Origin of the sequence: Undibacterium sp. RuTC16W (genome assembly GCF_049339445.1) — a bacterium.
Taxonomy (GTDB): Bacteria; Pseudomonadota; Gammaproteobacteria; order Burkholderiales; family Burkholderiaceae_D; genus Undibacterium.
This window is the reverse complement of sequence record NZ_JBMPPE010000005.1, coordinates 174,183-190,845: the sequence shown is the minus strand read 5'-3', so window position 1 is coordinate 190,845 and position 16,663 is coordinate 174,183. Positions and strand designations below refer to the sequence as shown.

Genomic DNA, 16,663 nt, shown 5'->3' with positions numbered 1-16,663 from the left:
ACTCATTCATCATCCGGCACTATTTTATCGACAAATGCCGGATCGCCCGTGAACAACAATTGATCGAGACGATCGCGCAGACTGCGCGCCATTTCTTTACCTTTTGCCTTCAAGATTGCCTCGATATACGTGTTTCTTAAGGCACGAAAATCATCAATTGTCGCAGCACGCTCCACTTTGAGTTGAAGTGTAAAACCTCGCAGCCCAAGTGTACTTTTAATTGTTTCATTAAAAAATGTGTGCAAGGCTTGAATGCGTTTCGATTCATCCAGCAGGTCGGCTGGATTGATCGGGATATTCATGTCTGCTACCGAAGTGACAGGACCTACATCAATAACGTCGACCTCAACAGGAGGCTCTGCAAATAAAGGCGCAGTGATGAACTCCTGATCCAGTAACTCTTGAATATGCTGCTCAGTCAATCCTAACGCACTAACTCTTTTCAGTAATTCCTCTTCGGTTAGTTTACCGTCAATCATCACGAGCAAACTTCTCATTCGTGAAGCGAGCTGATGCTTGCGTGTCGCAATCTCTTCGCGGCCTTTGTCGCTTTTATCGTAGATAGTGTTGCGCATAGTGGATTTGTAATTGTGTCTCGGATACCCACTGATAGTCATTGGCAGGAAAATTTATTGCAACCAGTGGTGCTTATAATTGCCAACAGGATACATCAATTAACAGTGCCTTTCCATGTTAACAAATAAGCATAATGTCATCTTCTTACAAATCTGACCGGCTTTTCAATAATCTTGTTTACATTATCAGCTAATTGATTTTGCGCTACGCCTGTTTGTGTAGATGAGTCACAGGAGCCACAGGAAGAGCAACCACTTCCACAGCCACTAGCAGGCGCGCCGAGAGCAGAAGCCAGCTTAGGCGAATATGGTGAAATCCAGACCACCAAACCTTGTTTGACAGTCGACGGCATCCACTTAACAACAAGATAAATGAATGCAGCAACTAGAATCAACATCGTGACCACAGTTTGCATATCAGCTTCCGAGGAAAAAGCGTGCGACGTTATAAGTGACGAAGGAGGCAAAATACGCCAGACCAAATAAATATCCCGCCATCAGTACCGGATAGCGCAGAGTATTCGTCTCACGCCTCACCACACTAAGCGTTGCAATACATTGCGGGGCAAATACATACCAGGCCAACAAAGAAAGGGCGGTGGGCAATGACCACGAATGCGCAATTAATGGCTCCAGACTACTGGCTAACTCCTCTCCGGACTGAGATAAAGCGTACACAGTACCCAATGCTGCAACCGCAACCTCACGTGCCGCCAAACCAGGAACTAGCGCAATACAAATTTGCCAGTTAAAACCGATAGGTGCAAATACAAGCTCCAATCCGCGACCTAATATGCCTGCGATGCTGTAATAAATCGCAGGATGGTTCGCATTTTCTGGCGCGCCGGGAAAACTGCTCAAAAACCACAGCAATATCATCAATGCCAGAATAATCGTCCCTACCCGGGTAGTAAAAATCTTGATCCGCTCCCACAAACCTAATGCCAAGTTGCGCGAGTTAGGAAAGCGGTAATCAGGCAGTTCCAGCATTAAAGGCTGCTGCTCGCTGGAGCCCCATTTTTTCTTCAGTACAAACGCTACCGCCATCGCTGACACAATGCCCGCAAGATAGAGTAAAAATAAAACTAAGCCCTGCAAATTTAACCAGCCCCCAATCATCTTGGGCGGAATAAACGCAGCAATAATCAAGGCATAAACTGGCAGCCGGGCAGAGCAGGTCATTAATGGCGCAATCATGATTGTGACCAGACGATCGCGCTGATTCTGTATTGTCCGTGTCGCCATAATGCCGGGAATAGCGCAAGCAAAACTGGACAATAAAGGGATAAAAGCACGGCCAGACAAGCCCACTTTACCCATCACCCGGTCCAGCAAAAACGCAGCTCTTGGCAAATAACCCGAATCTTCCATCACCAGAATGAAGAAAAATAAAATAACAATCTGAGGTAAAAACACCAACACACTACCAGCGCCGCCAATGACACCCTTGACGAGCAACCCTTGCAGCATGCCTTCCTGCATATTGGCTTGAACAAATGTACCCGTTGCATCCACAGCGGACTTGATCAAGTCCATAGGCAATTGAGCCCATGCAAAGACTGCCTGAAAAACCAGGAACATCAACACCGCAAAAATGAGAGGGCCCACTACCGGATGTAAGACAAAGCTGTCTATTTTGTAGCTAAAATGATGATCCGTGCTGGCAGCATAAGAGACACAACGGTCCAGAATGGCGTTCGCCTCGGCTTGGATTATTTCGGGAGATATCTGACTGAAATCATGCGCTGTGTTTGCGCCAGCAGTGACCGACGGTTTAAGATGCTGGGCGAATATCTCCAGCTTATCCAGCAAAAGATCGATCCCTGTGTGGTCAACTGCAACTGTTTCGACGACGGGAATTCCCAATGACTCCTGCAGCAACTCAATATCAATAGCGATGTGACGCTTTTTCGCGACGTCCATCATATTGACGGCCAAGATCATTGGCATGCCGATATTTTTTAATTCCAGCGCGACTCTCAGGCCACGCTTCAGATTTGTCGCATCCACCACGCAAACCACAACATCGGGAACAGGTTCATCAGAACGCTGCCCAGTGATCACATCTTGGGTAATTTTTTCGTCTGGAGTAATGGCATTCAGGCTGTATGTGCCGGGCAAATCCAGCACATTCCAGAATCGACCGGTAGGGGAGCGAAATTTCCCTTCTTTACGCTCAATCGTAACCCCGGCATAGTTCGCTACTTTTTGCCGAGCACCTGTCAATCGATTAAATAAAGCTGTTTTCCCACAATTCGGATTACCAACTAAAGCGATACGGGGCACGACCAATTCAGCATGACTCATTAAACAATTCCAGCCTTAGCAACACCGATAAAGGCGGCCTCAAATCGACGCAAAGCAAAAGTAGACTGACCAATCCGCACAGCAAGCGGCTCACCACCAAAGTAACCTTTGTGCAAGATTTTGACTGATTCACCTTTTACAAAGCCCAGTTCTTTTAGGCGTCGAATCACATCAAAGCTCGTTTTTGACTGATCAGCTTGCGATCCGACAACATCCGTAACAACAGCAAAATCCCCAACTTTGAGGTTATCGAGGGTAACAGTGTCAGTTTTTGCGGAAAAACTGCTCATAGTGGATTTCCTTGCATGCTAAAGCTAAATGATAATGAGAATATATATCAATATGAATTAGCATTCAAGCGATAAGCAGGTTTAGGATCGGCAATCTGGGGATTACTTGAGTAAGAGCAAATGATGATCGAGTTTTTGACTGGAGAGGACTAACGAAGCATCTTCGTTTTATTCCACATAGGAAAAAACACCGTTAATAGTATGGCGATCAGCATTGCCTCAACCAGATATTAATTCACTCATACAAAGTACCAATCGCCAGCGGCTTGCGCGAGGTCATTATTTGGCCTTACCGCGGCTAGTCAGCAAAGCGGTATGTCTCGACTCTATATTCGAACGGCAGGTTGTCTGCAACAGCAGGTCGTGCGCTTGTTTGCTTCTGTAAAACTGACAGAAACGGTATTGCTCGTAAGGGCATAAAAATATTTTGACGTTTTTGTCGCACTTAGGACGAAGTATATAAATATGTAATTTAACATAATATAAATTATGCGAAATTTATGGTGTTAATTTTAAAGCGCATAAGATCGAAATATCGGACGAAGTGCTCTTACCTAAAACTAAGTTCGATATTTACCTATCCTTGCATTCGATGGGTCAAACAACCAACTCTGGCTCAATCAACATATTAATACGTAAATTAACTTTTGATATCTTTGTTCGTAACATCTTTAGGTAAGAAAATCTGATCTAAATTTAACGATCGAATTTTCTTTTATCTGCCATTCAACTGAGCCTAACTAGCCAGGTCAGATTTTCTATTTTTGCGGGTTGGCTTTGTAGCGACCGTTTTTTCACTGTTACGTATTTCAGATAATTGCTGAAGCTGCCCGTCGGATTCCGATTTAACAAAAGCCAAGGATGCCTGGAGCTCCTCAATTCTTATGCGCAAGGCCTCTAGTTCCTTGTGACTAGAATCTCTACTTTGCGTGATTGCCTCAAGATTTCCTTGCAGGCTTCCAAACTGTTGCCGATATTCGCCCATACTTAACTGCAAGCGACGCAACTCGTCCTGGTGTCGGTTATTTGACTCGGATGCTGACAACCTTGCTTGTTCGATTTCTTTTTGTAATTTGGCCGACTGGACTCGCTCTCGGTCAATTTCCAATAAGGCACGCGTTTCTGATGTCCGGAACCGTTCCTCAGCCAATTGCAATGCATGACGCTGTTTTTCTAATTCCTGGGTAAAGCCTTGTGTTAGCTCTTTCAATCGCACTTGTTGTGAACTGGCGTCAGCCTTTACATCGAGAATTTGCAGCTCTAAGCCAGCCTTTAAAGTATTTGCAGCCGTCAATTGTTGTTGCAGGTTGAGAAGTCGTGTTACGTGTTTAAGTCACGCTTGCTGTGGGCTGACGTCTGCATTTACATCGAGAATTTGCAACTCCAAGTTAGCCCTCATCGTATTCGCAGACGTCAATTGAACAACATGTATGAAATAAGCTAATTGATTAAAGCAAAAAACCTCACTTTTTTTTATATTTGATATAAATAAGAATATAAGGTCCATAAAAAAGAGAGATGTACATGAATCGCTTTGACGCAAAAAAAATGGGTTACCGCATGCCTGCCGAATGGGAAACGATGAAAGCCACTTGGCTCGGTTGGCCTATGCTGAAAGATCGTGAAGAATTATGGGGTGAACATTATCAAAGAGTGGTGGCAGAATTTGCTGTGGTCGCACGCACGATCGCAAAGTATCAGCGCTGTGTCGTCGCTGCTCATCATAGCCTCGCAGTTGAAGCGCAAATATTATGCGGCGCAGAGGTGGACGTGTTGCCTGTTGCTGCGGAAGATAACTGGGTGCGAGATTGCGGGCCTATTTTTTTGCAAGGTGCAAATGGTCAACTGGCTGCAGCGGCCTTCCCTTTCAATGCCTGGGGTAATAAGTATCAACCCTACGATGGTTGTCAGCAGTTGGCTCAAGACATTGCCCGGCACTCTGGTGCGCAAATTTTCAATTCAGATATGGTGCTTGAAGGTGGTTCATTTTATGTCGATGGTGAAGGCACTTTATTGACGACGGAAAGTTGTTTGCTCAATCCGAATCGCAATCCGCATATGAGCAAAAAAGAGATCGAAGCAGAGCTAAAGCGCATGCTGGGAGTGGAAAAAATTATCTGGTTGCCCGGCAATCCTGCTGAAGTTGAAACAAATGGCCATGTCGATGGCATTGCTTCTTTCATCGCCCCTGCTAAAGTCCTGTGCCAGGATGCGAACCCGGATCAGGGCGATTATTACCACGTGATGCGTGAAAACCGCCGTGCCTTAGAGTTATCTACTGATGCCAAAGGCCGCTCTTTTGAATTTCTCGAACTGCCCTCGCCTGTTGTGACTGAGCGCTATGGTTCTGAACGCTACTGCGATTGTTATGCCAACTATATTCTGGTGAATGGTGCCGTTATTTCCACAGCTTTTGATGTGCCACAAGATGCTGTGGCTTACGAGGTTTTCGCAAAAGCTTTTCCAGACCGAAAAGTGGAATTGCTACCAATACCTGTGATATCCATTGGCGGCGGCAGTATTCACTGCTCAACTCAGCAGCAGCCAGCTGTATTTGCCAAATAAATCTCTTCAGTGTTTATCAAGGAAATTTTTATGTCATCAAGAAATATCACGGTTGCTTCAGTTCAGATGGCATCTGGCAGCTGGCATTGTGAAGACAATAGAGCTACTGCCGAACGGCTGATTCGTCAGGCTGCGGCAAAGGGCGCCAACCTGGTTCTTTGTCCGGAATTGTTCATGATGCCTTATTTTTGCGTTGATCAAAATGCGCGCCATCTGGAACTGGCCGAGCCCTTTGAAAATAATCCGCATATTGCCCGTTTTGCCAAACTTGCTGGCGAGCTAGGCATCGTTCTGCCTATAGGCTTTTTTGAACGTGCCGGTAATGTTGCCTACAACTCGATTGCCGTGGCTGATGCGGACGGTAGTGTGCTTGGAGTGTATCGAAAAACGCATATCCCGGACGCACCTGGCTATACAGAGAAATTTTACTTTGCCCCAGGCGACACCGGATTCAAGGTATGGAATACCCGTTTTGGTAAAATTGGTATCGGTATTTGCTGGGATCAATGGTACCCGGAGACTGCGCGCAGCCTGGCCTTGATGGGCGCAGAAATATTGTGCTTCCCTACCATTATCGGTTCAGAGCCATTCAGTTCTGCTTTTGATTCATCCGGACATTGGCAACGTACCATGCAAGGACATGCTGCTGCCAATATGGTGCCCGTAGTTGCAGCCAATCGTATAGGCAAAGAAACTGGTATAGGCAATGGCAATCTGCAGCAACAAGGTTTAACTGCAGAATTTTACGGCTCGAGTTTTATTGCAGATCATACCGGTGCCAAAGTAGCAGAGGCCAACCGTAAAGATGAAAGTATCTTATTACATACTTTTGATCTGGATGTCATTCGTGCGGAGCGCCAGTCATGGGGATTTTTCCGTGATCGACGTCCGGAAATGTATCGTACTTTATTGACTAGTGATGGTCAGGCTTCTTGCTACCAATAGTTAAAATGCAATGAACCGCAGACAGCCATCATCTTTGCGGTTCATTGTGTTGGCATCATTGCTGAGATAGATACAAAGTTTCAGCGCGGCAGGAAACTCCCTCCCCCCTACATCCAGCCACGTGCTTTCAGCTCAGCCAGGGTTTGATCCAGCCCTTGTGTAATCTTGACCATCATTTCATTAATTTCTTGCTTGCTTATGACCAGAGGTGGTGAAACTATCATGCGCTCACCTACCGCAAGCACCATTAAACCATTGGCGAGCATGTGCTGGTGACAGATCTGGCCAACAGCTTGCTCAACGTCAAATAATTCACAGTCATGGATGACGTCTGCTTTTTTTCTGACCAGATGCAAGCCAGCCAGCAAGCCGTAACTATAGCTAAAACCTACCAATGGATGTTTTGCCAATCCGGAAAATTGCTTTGCCAGGTAGGGGCCGGTATTCAATGACACGACGTGGAGCAGCTCTTCTTCCTGGAAGATACGTATGTTCTCCAGCGCGGCCGCACAGGCGACGGGATGGCCAGAACAGGTGAAGCCGTGATAAAAATCCCCATCTGTAGTTGTCAATACGTCCGCAATACGCTCGCTGACCAATACACCACCCAAAGGCGCATAGCCAGAAGTCACGCTATTGGCAAAGCTTATCAGATCAGGTTTGATACCCATACGCTCCGAGCCAAACCATGTGCCCAGACGGCCAAAACCGCATATGACTTCATCCGCAATCAATAAAATGCCATATTTGTCGCAGATACGCTGTATCTCTGGCCAATAACTAGCTGGCGGAATGATGACACCGCCAGCACCCTGTATGGGTTCGGCGATGAAGGCGGCTACTTTGTCTATTCCTGATTTCAGAATTTTTTGCTCTAGCCAACCCGCTGCATGGAGTCCAAATTCATCTTCTGTCATGCCACGGCCACACTCAAAGTAATTCGGCTGGCCTATGTGAACAATGCCTGGCAGCTGCATGCCGGTTTGCACTTGCATGTCAGCCATGCCACCGAGTGAGGCGCAGGCAATCGTGCTGCCGTGATAGGCATTTTGACGGCTAATAATGATGGTGCGCTCAGTTTGTCCCAAAAGATCCCAATATCGACGGACCAGACGGAGACTGGTGTCGTTCGCTTCTGAGCCAGAGTTGGTGAAGAATACATGCTTAAATTGAGGCGGCGATATCTCAACCAGTTTGCTGGCTAACTGGATTGCGGGTACGTTGGTCGTATTGGAAAAACTGCCATAGAAAGCCAGCGTCTCCATTTGCAGATAGACGGCTTCCGAGATGCTGGTACGGCCATAGCCTGCATTCACACACCATAAACCGGACATACCATCTAGTATCTTTTTACCTGCCGAATCCCATACATAACATCCCTTGCCTGCAACTATTACCTGTGCACCTGATTGAGCTAGAGCCTTGAAATCTGTAAAGGGATGCAAATGATGCGCGGTATCTTGCTGCTGAATGGCACGTGTATTGTATATGCCATATTTCGCGGCCAATTTGGCAAGCGCGGTGATTGAGGCTTTTGGTGCCAGTGAACTTGCCAACATCAAAACCTCTTGGAGATAAGTCAAATAATCGGGAGCATGAAACAAGCCATGTCAGTTCTCTATCTCCTGATGACCGCGCAAGTCGCTGGATAATTAGGTAAAGAGGCGCATAGATGCTCAGTATAAGTGCAATGGCGTGTAAAAATAAGAACCACTAAACCTAGGTTAGTGGAACCACTTTTGACTGTTTTACTGAAAGTAAAAATGATGATCAGGGTGCTGGTTGCTGTTGGGTAGTGCAATGTATGCCACCGCCACCAGCTGCAATTGCATCTATATTGAGTTGTACAATTTCCCGATTGGGGAATTGTTCCCGTAAAATAGAACGGGCGTTGGCATCAGCTTTCGCATCGCCGAATTGCGGTGCAATAACGGCATCATTGCAAACATAGAAATTGATGTAGCCAGCCGCAAACTCTGCGCTTTCGTATTTTGGCCTGACCGTCGATGGCGCTGGTAATACGATGACTTGCAACTTCCGACCATTTGCGTCCGTGGCATTGCGCAAGGTGGCGATATTATTCAAAGTGACAGCGTGATCGTAAGATGCCGGGTCGGGATCGTAACCAGCTACCACAACACCAGGGCTGACGAAGCGGGCATAAAAATCGGTATGACCATCAGTGATGTCCTTGCCACGGATCCCTTTCAACCAGATAATTTTTTGCAGGCCCAGTAAACGTTTTAACTCGGCCTCTACCGTTGCCTTGCTCATTCCTGGATTACGGTTGGCATTAAGCACGCAACTTTCAGTGATGATGGCGTTGCCGCGGCCATCTACCTCTATGCCCCCGCCTTCCAGAGTCAACTGAGTCTGCAATCGTTTCGCGCCCACTTGCTGGGTGATGGCATCGGCGACATAAGTATCTTTGCCATACGTTTGTTTTTCACCCCATCCGTTAAAATTGAAATCAATACCTGCCAGCATGCCGCTGTTGCTTTTCACAAAAACTGGGCCAGTGTCTCTTAGCCAAAGATCATCGAGGTCTTGCACGACCAAATTCACGCTGGCACCACATTTGCTAGATGCGATGTCGTACTCAGCATCTTTGACCAGCAGGTTGACAGGCTCAAACTGGGCAATAGTACGGGCAATCAGTGCGATGCTGTCGCGCGCACCGGCCTTCAATTTACTGCCCCAGATTGCATTGCTGGCACCAAAGCCCATCCAGGTTGCGGCATGCGGCTCACTTTCATCAGGCATGCGCCACGCTGTCGCTGCTGCAGCCAGCACATTGCCACTCAAACCTGAACCAGCGGCACAGACGGCAGCCTGGACAGCGAGCAAGCCGGTTTTCAATACATTTCTTCTCGAGATCATGTGATGTTTCCTTTTCAGTAAAAATCTATAAATAATCTAAACAAAATTGACGGTTAATTTATTTAAACGAGTGTTTCTTGCTGTGTGACACAATGGATGCCACCGCCACCGCCAGCGATGCCGTCTATGCTTATTTGTTCTATGACACGTCCTGGGAATGCTTCCGCAATTCTGGTTTTGGCATTGGCATCGGCTTGCTGATCACCAAATTGAGGGACAATGACTGCACCATTGCAAACATAGAAATTGACATAACCAGCAGCAAAGTCTTTGTTGTTGGCATTTTCTGGAGCGATCTTCAGTGGTTTTTCCAGTATCACAATCTTTAAGGCCTTATTGTCGGCATCGGTTGCCGACTTCAATATTTCCAGATGACGCTCGGTGACTGCCTTGTCATAGGAGGCAGGATCGGTATCAAGGTGGACTACGATGACACCAGGCCGTGCAAAGCGGGCATAAAAATCCGTGTGAGCATCAGTGATGTCTTTGTTGACAATGCCTGGCAACCAGATCACTTTACGTATGCCGAGTAAATCTCTCAGTTCTGCTTCACAGGCAGATTTGCTCATGCCTGGATTGCGGTTGGGATTGAGCACACAACTTTCTGTAATGATGGCAGTTCCCTTGCCGTCGACTTCAATACCGCCGCCTTCCAACACCAGTTTTGACGTCAGCATGCGCACACCTGCCAGTTTGCTGATGAAGGGAGCAATCTGGTTGTCCTTAGCATAAGTCTGTTTTTTACCCCAGCCATTGAAGTTGAAATTCACAGCGGCCTTTTCACCATTTCCATTGATGACGAAGATCGGGCCTGTGTCCCGCAGCCAGACATCGTCCATGTCTTGCACAATCAATTTCACACGTGAGTCGACTTTTTGTTGCGCTTCTGCCAGGTCTTGTTGCCTGACCAGCATATTCACCGGCTCATATTTGACGATGGTATTCGCCACTCTGGCCAGGTCATCCCTTACCATTCTGGCTGCAGCTGCGCTGCCCCAAATTGCCTCTTGCGCACTAAATGCCATCCAGGTCGCTTTATGCTTGTCACCTTCATCGCGCATGAGCCAGGTGCTTGTATTTGGATTATTGCTACCGCCGGTTGCTGGCGGCACTGCAACGGACTCCTCACCTGCCCCACCACCACAGGCGCTTAATCCTTGTGCAAGCAAGAATGCGGTGCCAGCTGTTGTGCAATGTTTAAGAAAATTACGGCGAGACTTCATTTCAAACTCCAGGTAAAAAAAGTGGTTCTATGCAAATTGTTGCTTTATTGGCGTGTGGAACTATTCTGAGTTGCCTCAGATATGAAAACAAGCGATACTTTTGCATCTATTGATCACCTTTTCTCATATGTCCGAGCATCGCATTCCATCACTGAAGCTGTTAATGGGGTTTGAAGCAGCCGCTCGACATAAGAATTTTTCGCGCGCTGCTAACGAATTGCATGTGTCTCAATCTGCTATCAGCCACCAAATTCAGTTGCTTGAAGAGCAAATCAATCAACCCTTATTCAGAAGGGTTGGGCGTGGTGTTGAGCTCAATGTGGCGGGGGAAGTATTACAACGCAGTGTGCAGCGCTCGCTGGCCATTCTTCGTAGTGGCTTGGGGCGTATTGCTACCTATCTGGACCCGGGTTTGGTGGTGGTGGTTTGCCCCAGTACCTTGTTGCATGGCTGGTTGCAACCAAGGATACAAGAGCTGGAAGCACAACTCCCCGAGCTTTGCCTGATGCTTTCAGGCGATGAGACAGCCTGTTTTGTCGATGAGGTCGATGTCGACATTACCATTAGCGACCGCCCTATTTTGCAGGCGGGACTATTGGAATTTCCTCTATTGCAAGACGAATGGGTAATCGTAGGTAACACCAAAGTTGTGACCAGGCTGGCAGCTATCCCAAGAGATCAGCATCATTTACATATTGATTTAATTTGCCTGGAAGAGAGTTTGACGGGTGACGCCACCGCGCAATTGTTTTTGGAGTCGCTGGCTTTGTTCAGAAAAAGGGCCATTTACGACGACCCCCGTTTGTTACTCGATGCCACACTGCGCGGGCGCGGTATTACCTGCCTGCCACTGTTGCTGATTGAAGGTAGTTTAGCCAGCGGTGAGGCCATGATCTTGCCCGATTATCCACGTCTGCCCGGTACGACCTGGTGGTTATCAGGGGTTGCAGAAAATCCCCGCTCCACGACGGTGGCCCATGTGTTCAACTGGCTTAAGTCACAAGGAAACTGCGTTCCTGAAGAGGGGTAAACAAATACCTGGTTTTATTTCGATAAGCCACTAAGTTCTGGGCTGTTGCTGGGTAGTGCAATGGATGCCGCCACCTCCGGCTGCAATGGCATCTATGTTGAGCTGAATAATTTCGCGCTTTGGAAACTGTTCACGCAAGAGATCACGCGCGTTTCTATCCGATTTAATGTCGCCAAATTCAGGGGCTATCACAACGCCATTGCAAATATAAAAATTGATATACCCTGCGGCAAACTCCTTGCTCTCATATTTTGGTCTTATCGAAGCAGGTGCAGGCAAGATGATCACACGCAATTGTCGACCAAGGGCATCGGTCGCACGACGAAGGATAGCGATATTTTGCATGCAAACTGCATGGTCGTAAGAGCTGGTATCGGCGTCCAGACCAACCACCACCACGCCAAGGCTGGTAAAGCGCGCATAGAAATCAGTGTGGCCGTCGGTAATGTCTTTGCCCGCGATGCCGGGCAGCCAGATGATTTTTTTCAGCCCCAGGATACTCTTCAGCTCGATTTCACATTGCGCTTTACTGGTGTGGGGATTGCGGTTGGCATTGAGCACACAACTTTCAGAAATAATCGCCGTGCCGGCTCCATCGACTTCGATCCCGCCTCCCTCCAGCACAAGCTTGCTGGAAAGACTGGGCACTCCCAATTGACTGGTAAGGAAGCTGGCCACATTGGCATCTCTGGCGTAATCCTGTTTTTCACCCCAGCCGTTGAAATTAAAATTCACTCCGGCCAGTTTGCCTTGACCATTAGTGACAAATAACGGGCCGGTGTCGCGCATCCATAAATCATCAATTTCTTGCGCCAGCAGTTGTACTGCGCTGCCACATTTGCGTCTGGCAATTGCATAATCCGCTTCCCGCACCAGCATTTTCACAGGTTCAAAACTGGCTATGCTGCGCGCAATCAGGGCCAGATTATCTTGTGCACCAGTCAGCAAGTCTTTTCCCCAGATCGACTCACTGGGGCCAAAGGCCATCCAGCTTGCTGCATGAGGCTCCGCTTCATCTGGCATGCGCCAGGTTTGGGTCGCAGCCATCAATGGTTTGCTTACAAGACTATTGACGGCCGTGGACAAAAGCAGCGTTTGCGTAGCGAGCAACCCTTTTTTCAGGATAACGCGTCTGTCAGGCATAAGTGTCCTTATGGCGATATTCAGTTCATTCAAAAATTGAGCGCAGAGTGAGTCCATATTGCTGGAGTATGGCTGTTCCCTCGGCGCTTTTTAATAATGGTAGCGCAAACATATCCCAGTAAGCATTCAGTTCTTTGGCAGGGGCAAATCCTGGCCGGAATGCCAAATACAAGGGATAACTTTTTACACAGCTACTTTCATGAATATCCTGCTTAAGATTTTGTAGCATTAACTGATATTCGACAACCGGTCTTAACTCTACAAAATAATCAAACCGCCTTTTTGCCAGCATGCGTAAGCTGATGGCGATGGCATTGTCGGATGTGACCACCTCGACTTTGCCATCGTCTTTATGGGAGATAAGGTAATCGCGTAGCTCCGGCCAATAAAAATATCCTGAGATCACACCTAATTTACCTTCATTGAGTGAAGATAGATTCTGATAATACCATTGCGGATTGTTGACATGAGTGTAAAAACACATGCGCGGTGAGATGATGGGCATAGTGGATATGTGCGCATCTGAAAAATCTATGCCACCACCTTTTTCCACTCCCGGTACCAAGTCAACCTTAGCGTTTTTAAAATACTGTATACCACGTCGAAATGGTAAAAATTGATACTCTATTATCCAGCCCGAAGGCTGGAATAAACGCCTTATTAAATCGACAGCCAAACCCTCTTTGCCAGAAGCCGGGTTACAAGTTAAAGGGCAAAAATCATCGCCAGTGACAATGATGGTTTTATTGTCGGGAGCTGCCATGCTGATGAATGCAGGCATCATCAGCAGGCAAAACAACAAAACTCTCATTACTGACATGTAAATCCTTTATCCATCAGGTGTTACTCACTTGAAGCAGTCTGGAGCCGGATAAATTGTCTTACCAGCTCCAGCAAGCCATATCAATTCACAGCAGACCAGCTCAAATGCCTCCCATACATATATATTTGATGACCAGATAATCGTCGATGCCGTATTTTGAACCCTCGCGGCCCAGGCCAGATTGCTTGACGCCACCGAATGGGGCGACTTCATTCGAGATCAGGCCAGTGTTAACCCCGACCATGCCACTCTCTATCGCTTCGGCCACGCGCCAGATGCGCCCCATATCACGGGAGAAAAAATACGATGCAAGGCCAAATTCAGTATCATTTGCCAGGGCAATCACTTCTTCCTCAGTCTTGAAGCGGAATAGCGGTGCCAGCGGGCCAAATGTTTCTTCTCTGGCGACCCGCATATCAATGCTGGCATCGGCAATCACAGTTGGCTCAAAAAAACCGTAGCCAAGTGCATGACGTTTGCCGCCTGTCAACAGGCGACCACCTTTGGCGAGTGCATCGGCAATATGTTGCTCGACCTTTTCTACTGCCTTGGCCTCTATCAATGGGCCTTGCGTGACGCCCTCCTCCAGCCCATTGCCTGGCTTCAGTTCAGCAACGGCTGCGACCAGTTTTTCGGCAAAAGCATCATAGACGCCATCTTGTACATACAGGCGATTGGCGCAGACACAGGTTTGTCCGGCATTGCGGTACTTGGAAATAATGGCACCCTCTACTGCAGCATCGAGATCCGCGTCATCAAAGACAATGAAAGGAGCATTGCCGCCCAGTTCAAGTGAGAGTTTTTTGATGCCAGGAGCACATTGCTGCATCAGTATCCGGCCCACTTCGGTAGAACCGGTAAACGACAATTTACGCACCAGAGGGTTACTGGTCATTTCGCCACCAATTGCGCGAGAGTTGCCGGTCAATACATTGAAAACACCGGCAGGCACGCCGGCGCGTTGCGCCAATTCTGCCAGGGCCAGTGCAGAAAACGGTGTCAGTTCGGCTGGTTTGACAACGATAGGGCAACCGGCTGCCAAGGCCGGGCCAGCTTTACGGGTAATCATCGCCGCCGGGAAATTCCACGGTGTGATCGCCGCACATACACCGATAGGTTCTTTGGTCACGACAATGCGGCGATCTGGCCATGGGGATTGCAGAGTATCGCCGGAAACACGCTTGCCTTCTTCTGCAAACCATTCTATGAAGGAAGCGGCGTAAGCAATTTCACCTTTGGCTTCGGCCAGAGGCTTCCCTTGTTCGGTAGTCATGATCAAAGCCAGATCATCAACATTTTCCAGCATCAGCTCATACCAGCGCCGCAAAATGGCGCTACGTTCTTTCGCTGTTTTTTTGCGCCAGGCTGGCCAGGCGGCATTCGCAGCATCTATCGCCCGTCTGGTTTCATCCACATCCATACATGGCACCTTGCCGATAGCTTCACCATTTGCCGGGTTGATGACGGCTATCGTATTGCCGTCATCAGCATCTAACCATATGCCATTGATTAAACATTGCTGACGTAGCAGTCCAGGGTCTTTTAAATTCAACATACTATTCCTGACAAAAATTAATGGATGTGCAAATTTACTCTGCGCTCTTGCGCATGGCTGATTCAAGTATCTCCAGTGCCTCAGTCATCAAGGCATCGCTGATCGTCAAGGGGAACAAGAAGCGCACGACATTGCCATACACGCCGCACGTCAGTAACAGCAAGCCTTGCTGAAGTGCATGCGTCTGGACTTTTTTGGTGAATTCCATGTCTGCTCGTCCGCTAAAGGGATTCATGAACTCGACTGCGACCATGGCTCCCGGGCCGCGCACGTCGGCGATCTGCGGTACCGCCTCACGTAAAGAATTCAATTTATCTTTTAGACGATCACCTAGCAAATTGGCGCGTTCTACCAGTTTCTCTTCGGCGATAACATCCAGTACTGCGTGCGCAGAGGCAATGGCCAGTGGATTACCTGCATAAGTCCCACCGAGGCCGCCGGGTGCCGGCGCATCCATGATGTCGGTACGCCCGCATACTGCAGACAGTGGCATGCCACCGGCCAGGCTTTTGGCTATCGTCATCAAATCGGGTAGAACGTCGTAATGTTCCATGGCAAACAACTTGCCGGTGCGGGCAAAGCCAGTCTGGATTTCATCGGCAATCAGCAAGATGCCGTGTTCATCACAGATCGCCCGTAAGGCGCGCATAAAGTTGTGCGGCGCCATGTAAAAACCACCTTCCCCTTGTACCGGTTCCAGAATGATGGCCGCAACTCGCTTAGGGTCAACATCTGCCTTGAATAACATTTGTAAAGCAGCCAGTGAGTCTTCTGTCGTCACGCCATGCAACTCCATGGGGAAAGGTGCATGGTAAATTTCTCCAGGGAAGGGGCCAAAGCCTAACTTGTACGGTGCCACTTTACCGGTCAAGGCCATGCCCATCATGGTGCGGCCATGGAAACCACCAGAGAAGGCAATTACCGCGCTGCGGCCTGTCGACGCGCGGGCAATTTTAATGGCGTTTTCTACAGCTTCAGCTCCACTGGAAAAGAAGGCAGTCTTTTTGGCATGGCTGCCAGGGCTCAGTTGATTGATTTTCTCGGCCAATTCTATGTAGCTGGCATACGGCACGACCTGATAACAGGTATGGGTAAATTTTTCTGCCTGCGCTTGTACTGCTGCCATCAGCTTGGGATGGCGGTGACCGGTATTGAGGACGGCGATACCGGCGGCAAAATCGATATAACGACGGCCTTCGACATCCCAGATCTCTGAATTGAGCGCGCGCTCAGCATAAAACTGGCACATGACACCAACTCCTCGTGGCGTTGCCTGATCTTTGCGTTGTTGAAGTTCTGTATTTTTCATGTTTGATTTTTCCTCAGG

General features: G+C 48.1%; 15 protein-coding genes. 3 read left to right on the top strand and 12 right to left on the bottom strand.

Going from position 1 to position 16,663, the window contains the following annotated elements; genetic code table 11:
* Window positions 1–2 precede the first annotated feature (2 nt).
* The 5 genes from ACO0K4_RS11645 to ACO0K4_RS11625 all read right to left on the bottom strand — a co-directional run bounded on the left by ACO0K4_RS11645 (window position 3) and on the right by ACO0K4_RS11625 (window position 4,466).
* The gene (locus ACO0K4_RS11645) at window positions 3–575 is read right to left on the bottom strand and encodes a hypothetical protein (RefSeq protein WP_422956791.1); all 573 of its coding nucleotides are present in this window, start codon (window positions 573–575) and stop codon (window positions 3–5) included.
* Between the two features lie 137 nt (window positions 576–712).
* Complete coding sequence (locus ACO0K4_RS11640; RefSeq protein ID WP_422956790.1) at window positions 713–991, bottom strand: hypothetical protein; 279 nt, start codon at window positions 989–991, stop codon at window positions 713–715.
* A gap of 1 nt (window position 992) precedes the next feature.
* Window positions 993–2,882: a ferrous iron transporter B gene (gene feoB / locus ACO0K4_RS11635; protein WP_422956789.1), complete on the bottom strand. Its 1,890-nt coding sequence runs from the start codon at window positions 2,880–2,882 to the stop codon at window positions 993–995.
* Window positions 2,882–3,172 (bottom strand): FeoA family protein, encoded by a 291-nt coding sequence (locus ACO0K4_RS11630; protein WP_422956788.1) that lies wholly within the window; start codon window positions 3,170–3,172, stop codon window positions 2,882–2,884. Before ACO0K4_RS11630 ends, feoB begins: the two co-directional genes overlap by 1 nt.
* 736 nt (window positions 3,173–3,908) lie before the next feature.
* On the bottom strand, window positions 3,909–4,466 hold the full coding sequence (locus ACO0K4_RS11625) for a hypothetical protein (RefSeq protein ID WP_422956787.1): 558 nt from the start codon (window positions 4,464–4,466) through the stop codon (window positions 3,909–3,911).
* Window positions 4,467–4,696: 230 nt separating this feature from the next.
* Between ACO0K4_RS11625 and ACO0K4_RS11620 the strand changes: the two genes are divergently transcribed.
* Window positions 4,697–5,737, top strand: a complete 1,041-nt coding sequence (locus ACO0K4_RS11620; protein ID WP_422956786.1) for an agmatine deiminase family protein — start codon at window positions 4,697–4,699, stop codon at window positions 5,735–5,737.
* 30 nt (window positions 5,738–5,767) lie between these two features.
* Entirely contained in the window at window positions 5,768–6,682 is a 915-nt protein-coding gene (aguB, locus tag ACO0K4_RS11615; protein ID WP_422956785.1) for an N-carbamoylputrescine amidase, read from the top strand.
* A gap of 107 nt (window positions 6,683–6,789) precedes the next feature.
* Here aguB and ACO0K4_RS11610 read toward each other — a convergent pair whose 3' ends face one another.
* The 3 genes from ACO0K4_RS11610 to ACO0K4_RS11600 form a co-directional block, all read right to left on the bottom strand.
* Window positions 6,790–8,241: an aminotransferase gene (locus ACO0K4_RS11610; protein WP_422956784.1), complete on the bottom strand. Its 1,452-nt coding sequence runs from the start codon at window positions 8,239–8,241 to the stop codon at window positions 6,790–6,792.
* A gap of 211 nt (window positions 8,242–8,452) precedes the next feature.
* Complete coding sequence (locus tag ACO0K4_RS11605; protein ID WP_422956783.1) at window positions 8,453–9,562, bottom strand: agmatine deiminase family protein; 1,110 nt, start codon at window positions 9,560–9,562, stop codon at window positions 8,453–8,455.
* 62 nt (window positions 9,563–9,624) lie between these two features.
* Complete coding sequence (locus tag ACO0K4_RS11600; protein ID WP_422956782.1) at window positions 9,625–10,785, bottom strand: agmatine deiminase family protein; 1,161 nt, start codon at window positions 10,783–10,785, stop codon at window positions 9,625–9,627.
* Window positions 10,786–10,912: 127 nt separating this feature from the next.
* On the opposite strand from ACO0K4_RS11600, the gene ACO0K4_RS11595 reads away from it, so the two are divergent.
* Complete coding sequence (locus ACO0K4_RS11595) at window positions 10,913–11,815, top strand: LysR family transcriptional regulator (protein WP_422956781.1); 903 nt, start codon at window positions 10,913–10,915, stop codon at window positions 11,813–11,815.
* Between the two features lie 30 nt (window positions 11,816–11,845).
* Here ACO0K4_RS11595 and ACO0K4_RS11590 read toward each other — a convergent pair whose 3' ends face one another.
* From ACO0K4_RS11590 to ACO0K4_RS11575, 4 genes are all read right to left on the bottom strand, one after another.
* Entirely contained in the window at window positions 11,846–12,958 is a 1,113-nt protein-coding gene (locus ACO0K4_RS11590) for an agmatine deiminase family protein (protein WP_422956780.1), read from the bottom strand.
* 25 nt (window positions 12,959–12,983) lie between these two features.
* On the bottom strand, window positions 12,984–13,721 hold the full coding sequence (locus tag ACO0K4_RS11585; RefSeq protein WP_422956779.1) for a substrate-binding periplasmic protein: 738 nt from the start codon (window positions 13,719–13,721) through the stop codon (window positions 12,984–12,986).
* A gap of 160 nt (window positions 13,722–13,881) precedes the next feature.
* A complete protein-coding gene (gene gabD, locus ACO0K4_RS11580; RefSeq protein WP_422956778.1) occupies window positions 13,882–15,336 on the bottom strand; it encodes an NADP-dependent succinate-semialdehyde dehydrogenase in 1,455 nt (484 codons plus the stop codon).
* 34 nt (window positions 15,337–15,370) lie between these two features.
* Window positions 15,371–16,645 (bottom strand): 4-aminobutyrate--2-oxoglutarate transaminase, encoded by a 1,275-nt coding sequence (locus tag ACO0K4_RS11575; RefSeq protein WP_422956777.1) that lies wholly within the window; start codon window positions 16,643–16,645, stop codon window positions 15,371–15,373.
* Window positions 16,646–16,663: the final 18 nt, after the last annotated feature.

Excerpts from the sequence above, each read along its gene's own strand:
- ACO0K4_RS11645 (WP_422956791.1), bottom strand. The coding sequence starts at position 575 with ATGCGCAACACTATCTACGATAAAAGCGACAAAGGCCGCGAAGAGATT.
- ACO0K4_RS11640 (WP_422956790.1), bottom strand. The coding sequence starts at position 991 with ATGCAAACTGTGGTCACGATGTTGATTCTAGTTGCTGCATTCATTTAT.
- feoB (WP_422956789.1), bottom strand. The coding sequence starts at position 2,882 with ATGAGTCATGCTGAATTGGTCGTGCCCCGTATCGCTTTAGTTGGTAAT.
- ACO0K4_RS11630 (WP_422956788.1), bottom strand. The coding sequence starts at position 3,172 with ATGAGCAGTTTTTCCGCAAAAACTGACACTGTTACCCTCGATAACCTC.
- ACO0K4_RS11620 (WP_422956786.1), top strand. The coding sequence starts at position 4,697 with ATGAATCGCTTTGACGCAAAAAAAATGGGTTACCGCATGCCTGCCGAA.
- aguB (WP_422956785.1), top strand. The coding sequence starts at position 5,768 with ATGTCATCAAGAAATATCACGGTTGCTTCAGTTCAGATGGCATCTGGC.
- ACO0K4_RS11610 (WP_422956784.1), bottom strand. The coding sequence starts at position 8,241 with ATGTTGGCAAGTTCACTGGCACCAAAAGCCTCAATCACCGCGCTTGCC.
- ACO0K4_RS11605 (WP_422956783.1), bottom strand. The coding sequence starts at position 9,562 with ATGATCTCGAGAAGAAATGTATTGAAAACCGGCTTGCTCGCTGTCCAG.
- ACO0K4_RS11600 (WP_422956782.1), bottom strand. The coding sequence starts at position 10,785 with ATGAAGTCTCGCCGTAATTTTCTTAAACATTGCACAACAGCTGGCACC.
- ACO0K4_RS11595 (WP_422956781.1), top strand. The coding sequence starts at position 10,913 with ATGTCCGAGCATCGCATTCCATCACTGAAGCTGTTAATGGGGTTTGAA.
- ACO0K4_RS11590 (WP_422956780.1), bottom strand. The coding sequence starts at position 12,958 with ATGCCTGACAGACGCGTTATCCTGAAAAAAGGGTTGCTCGCTACGCAA.
- ACO0K4_RS11585 (WP_422956779.1), bottom strand. The coding sequence starts at position 13,721 with ATGGCAGCTCCCGACAATAAAACCATCATTGTCACTGGCGATGATTTT.
- gabD (WP_422956778.1), bottom strand. The coding sequence starts at position 15,336 with ATGTTGAATTTAAAAGACCCTGGACTGCTACGTCAGCAATGTTTAATC.
- ACO0K4_RS11575 (WP_422956777.1), bottom strand. The coding sequence starts at position 16,645 with ATGAAAAATACAGAACTTCAACAACGCAAAGATCAGGCAACGCCACGA.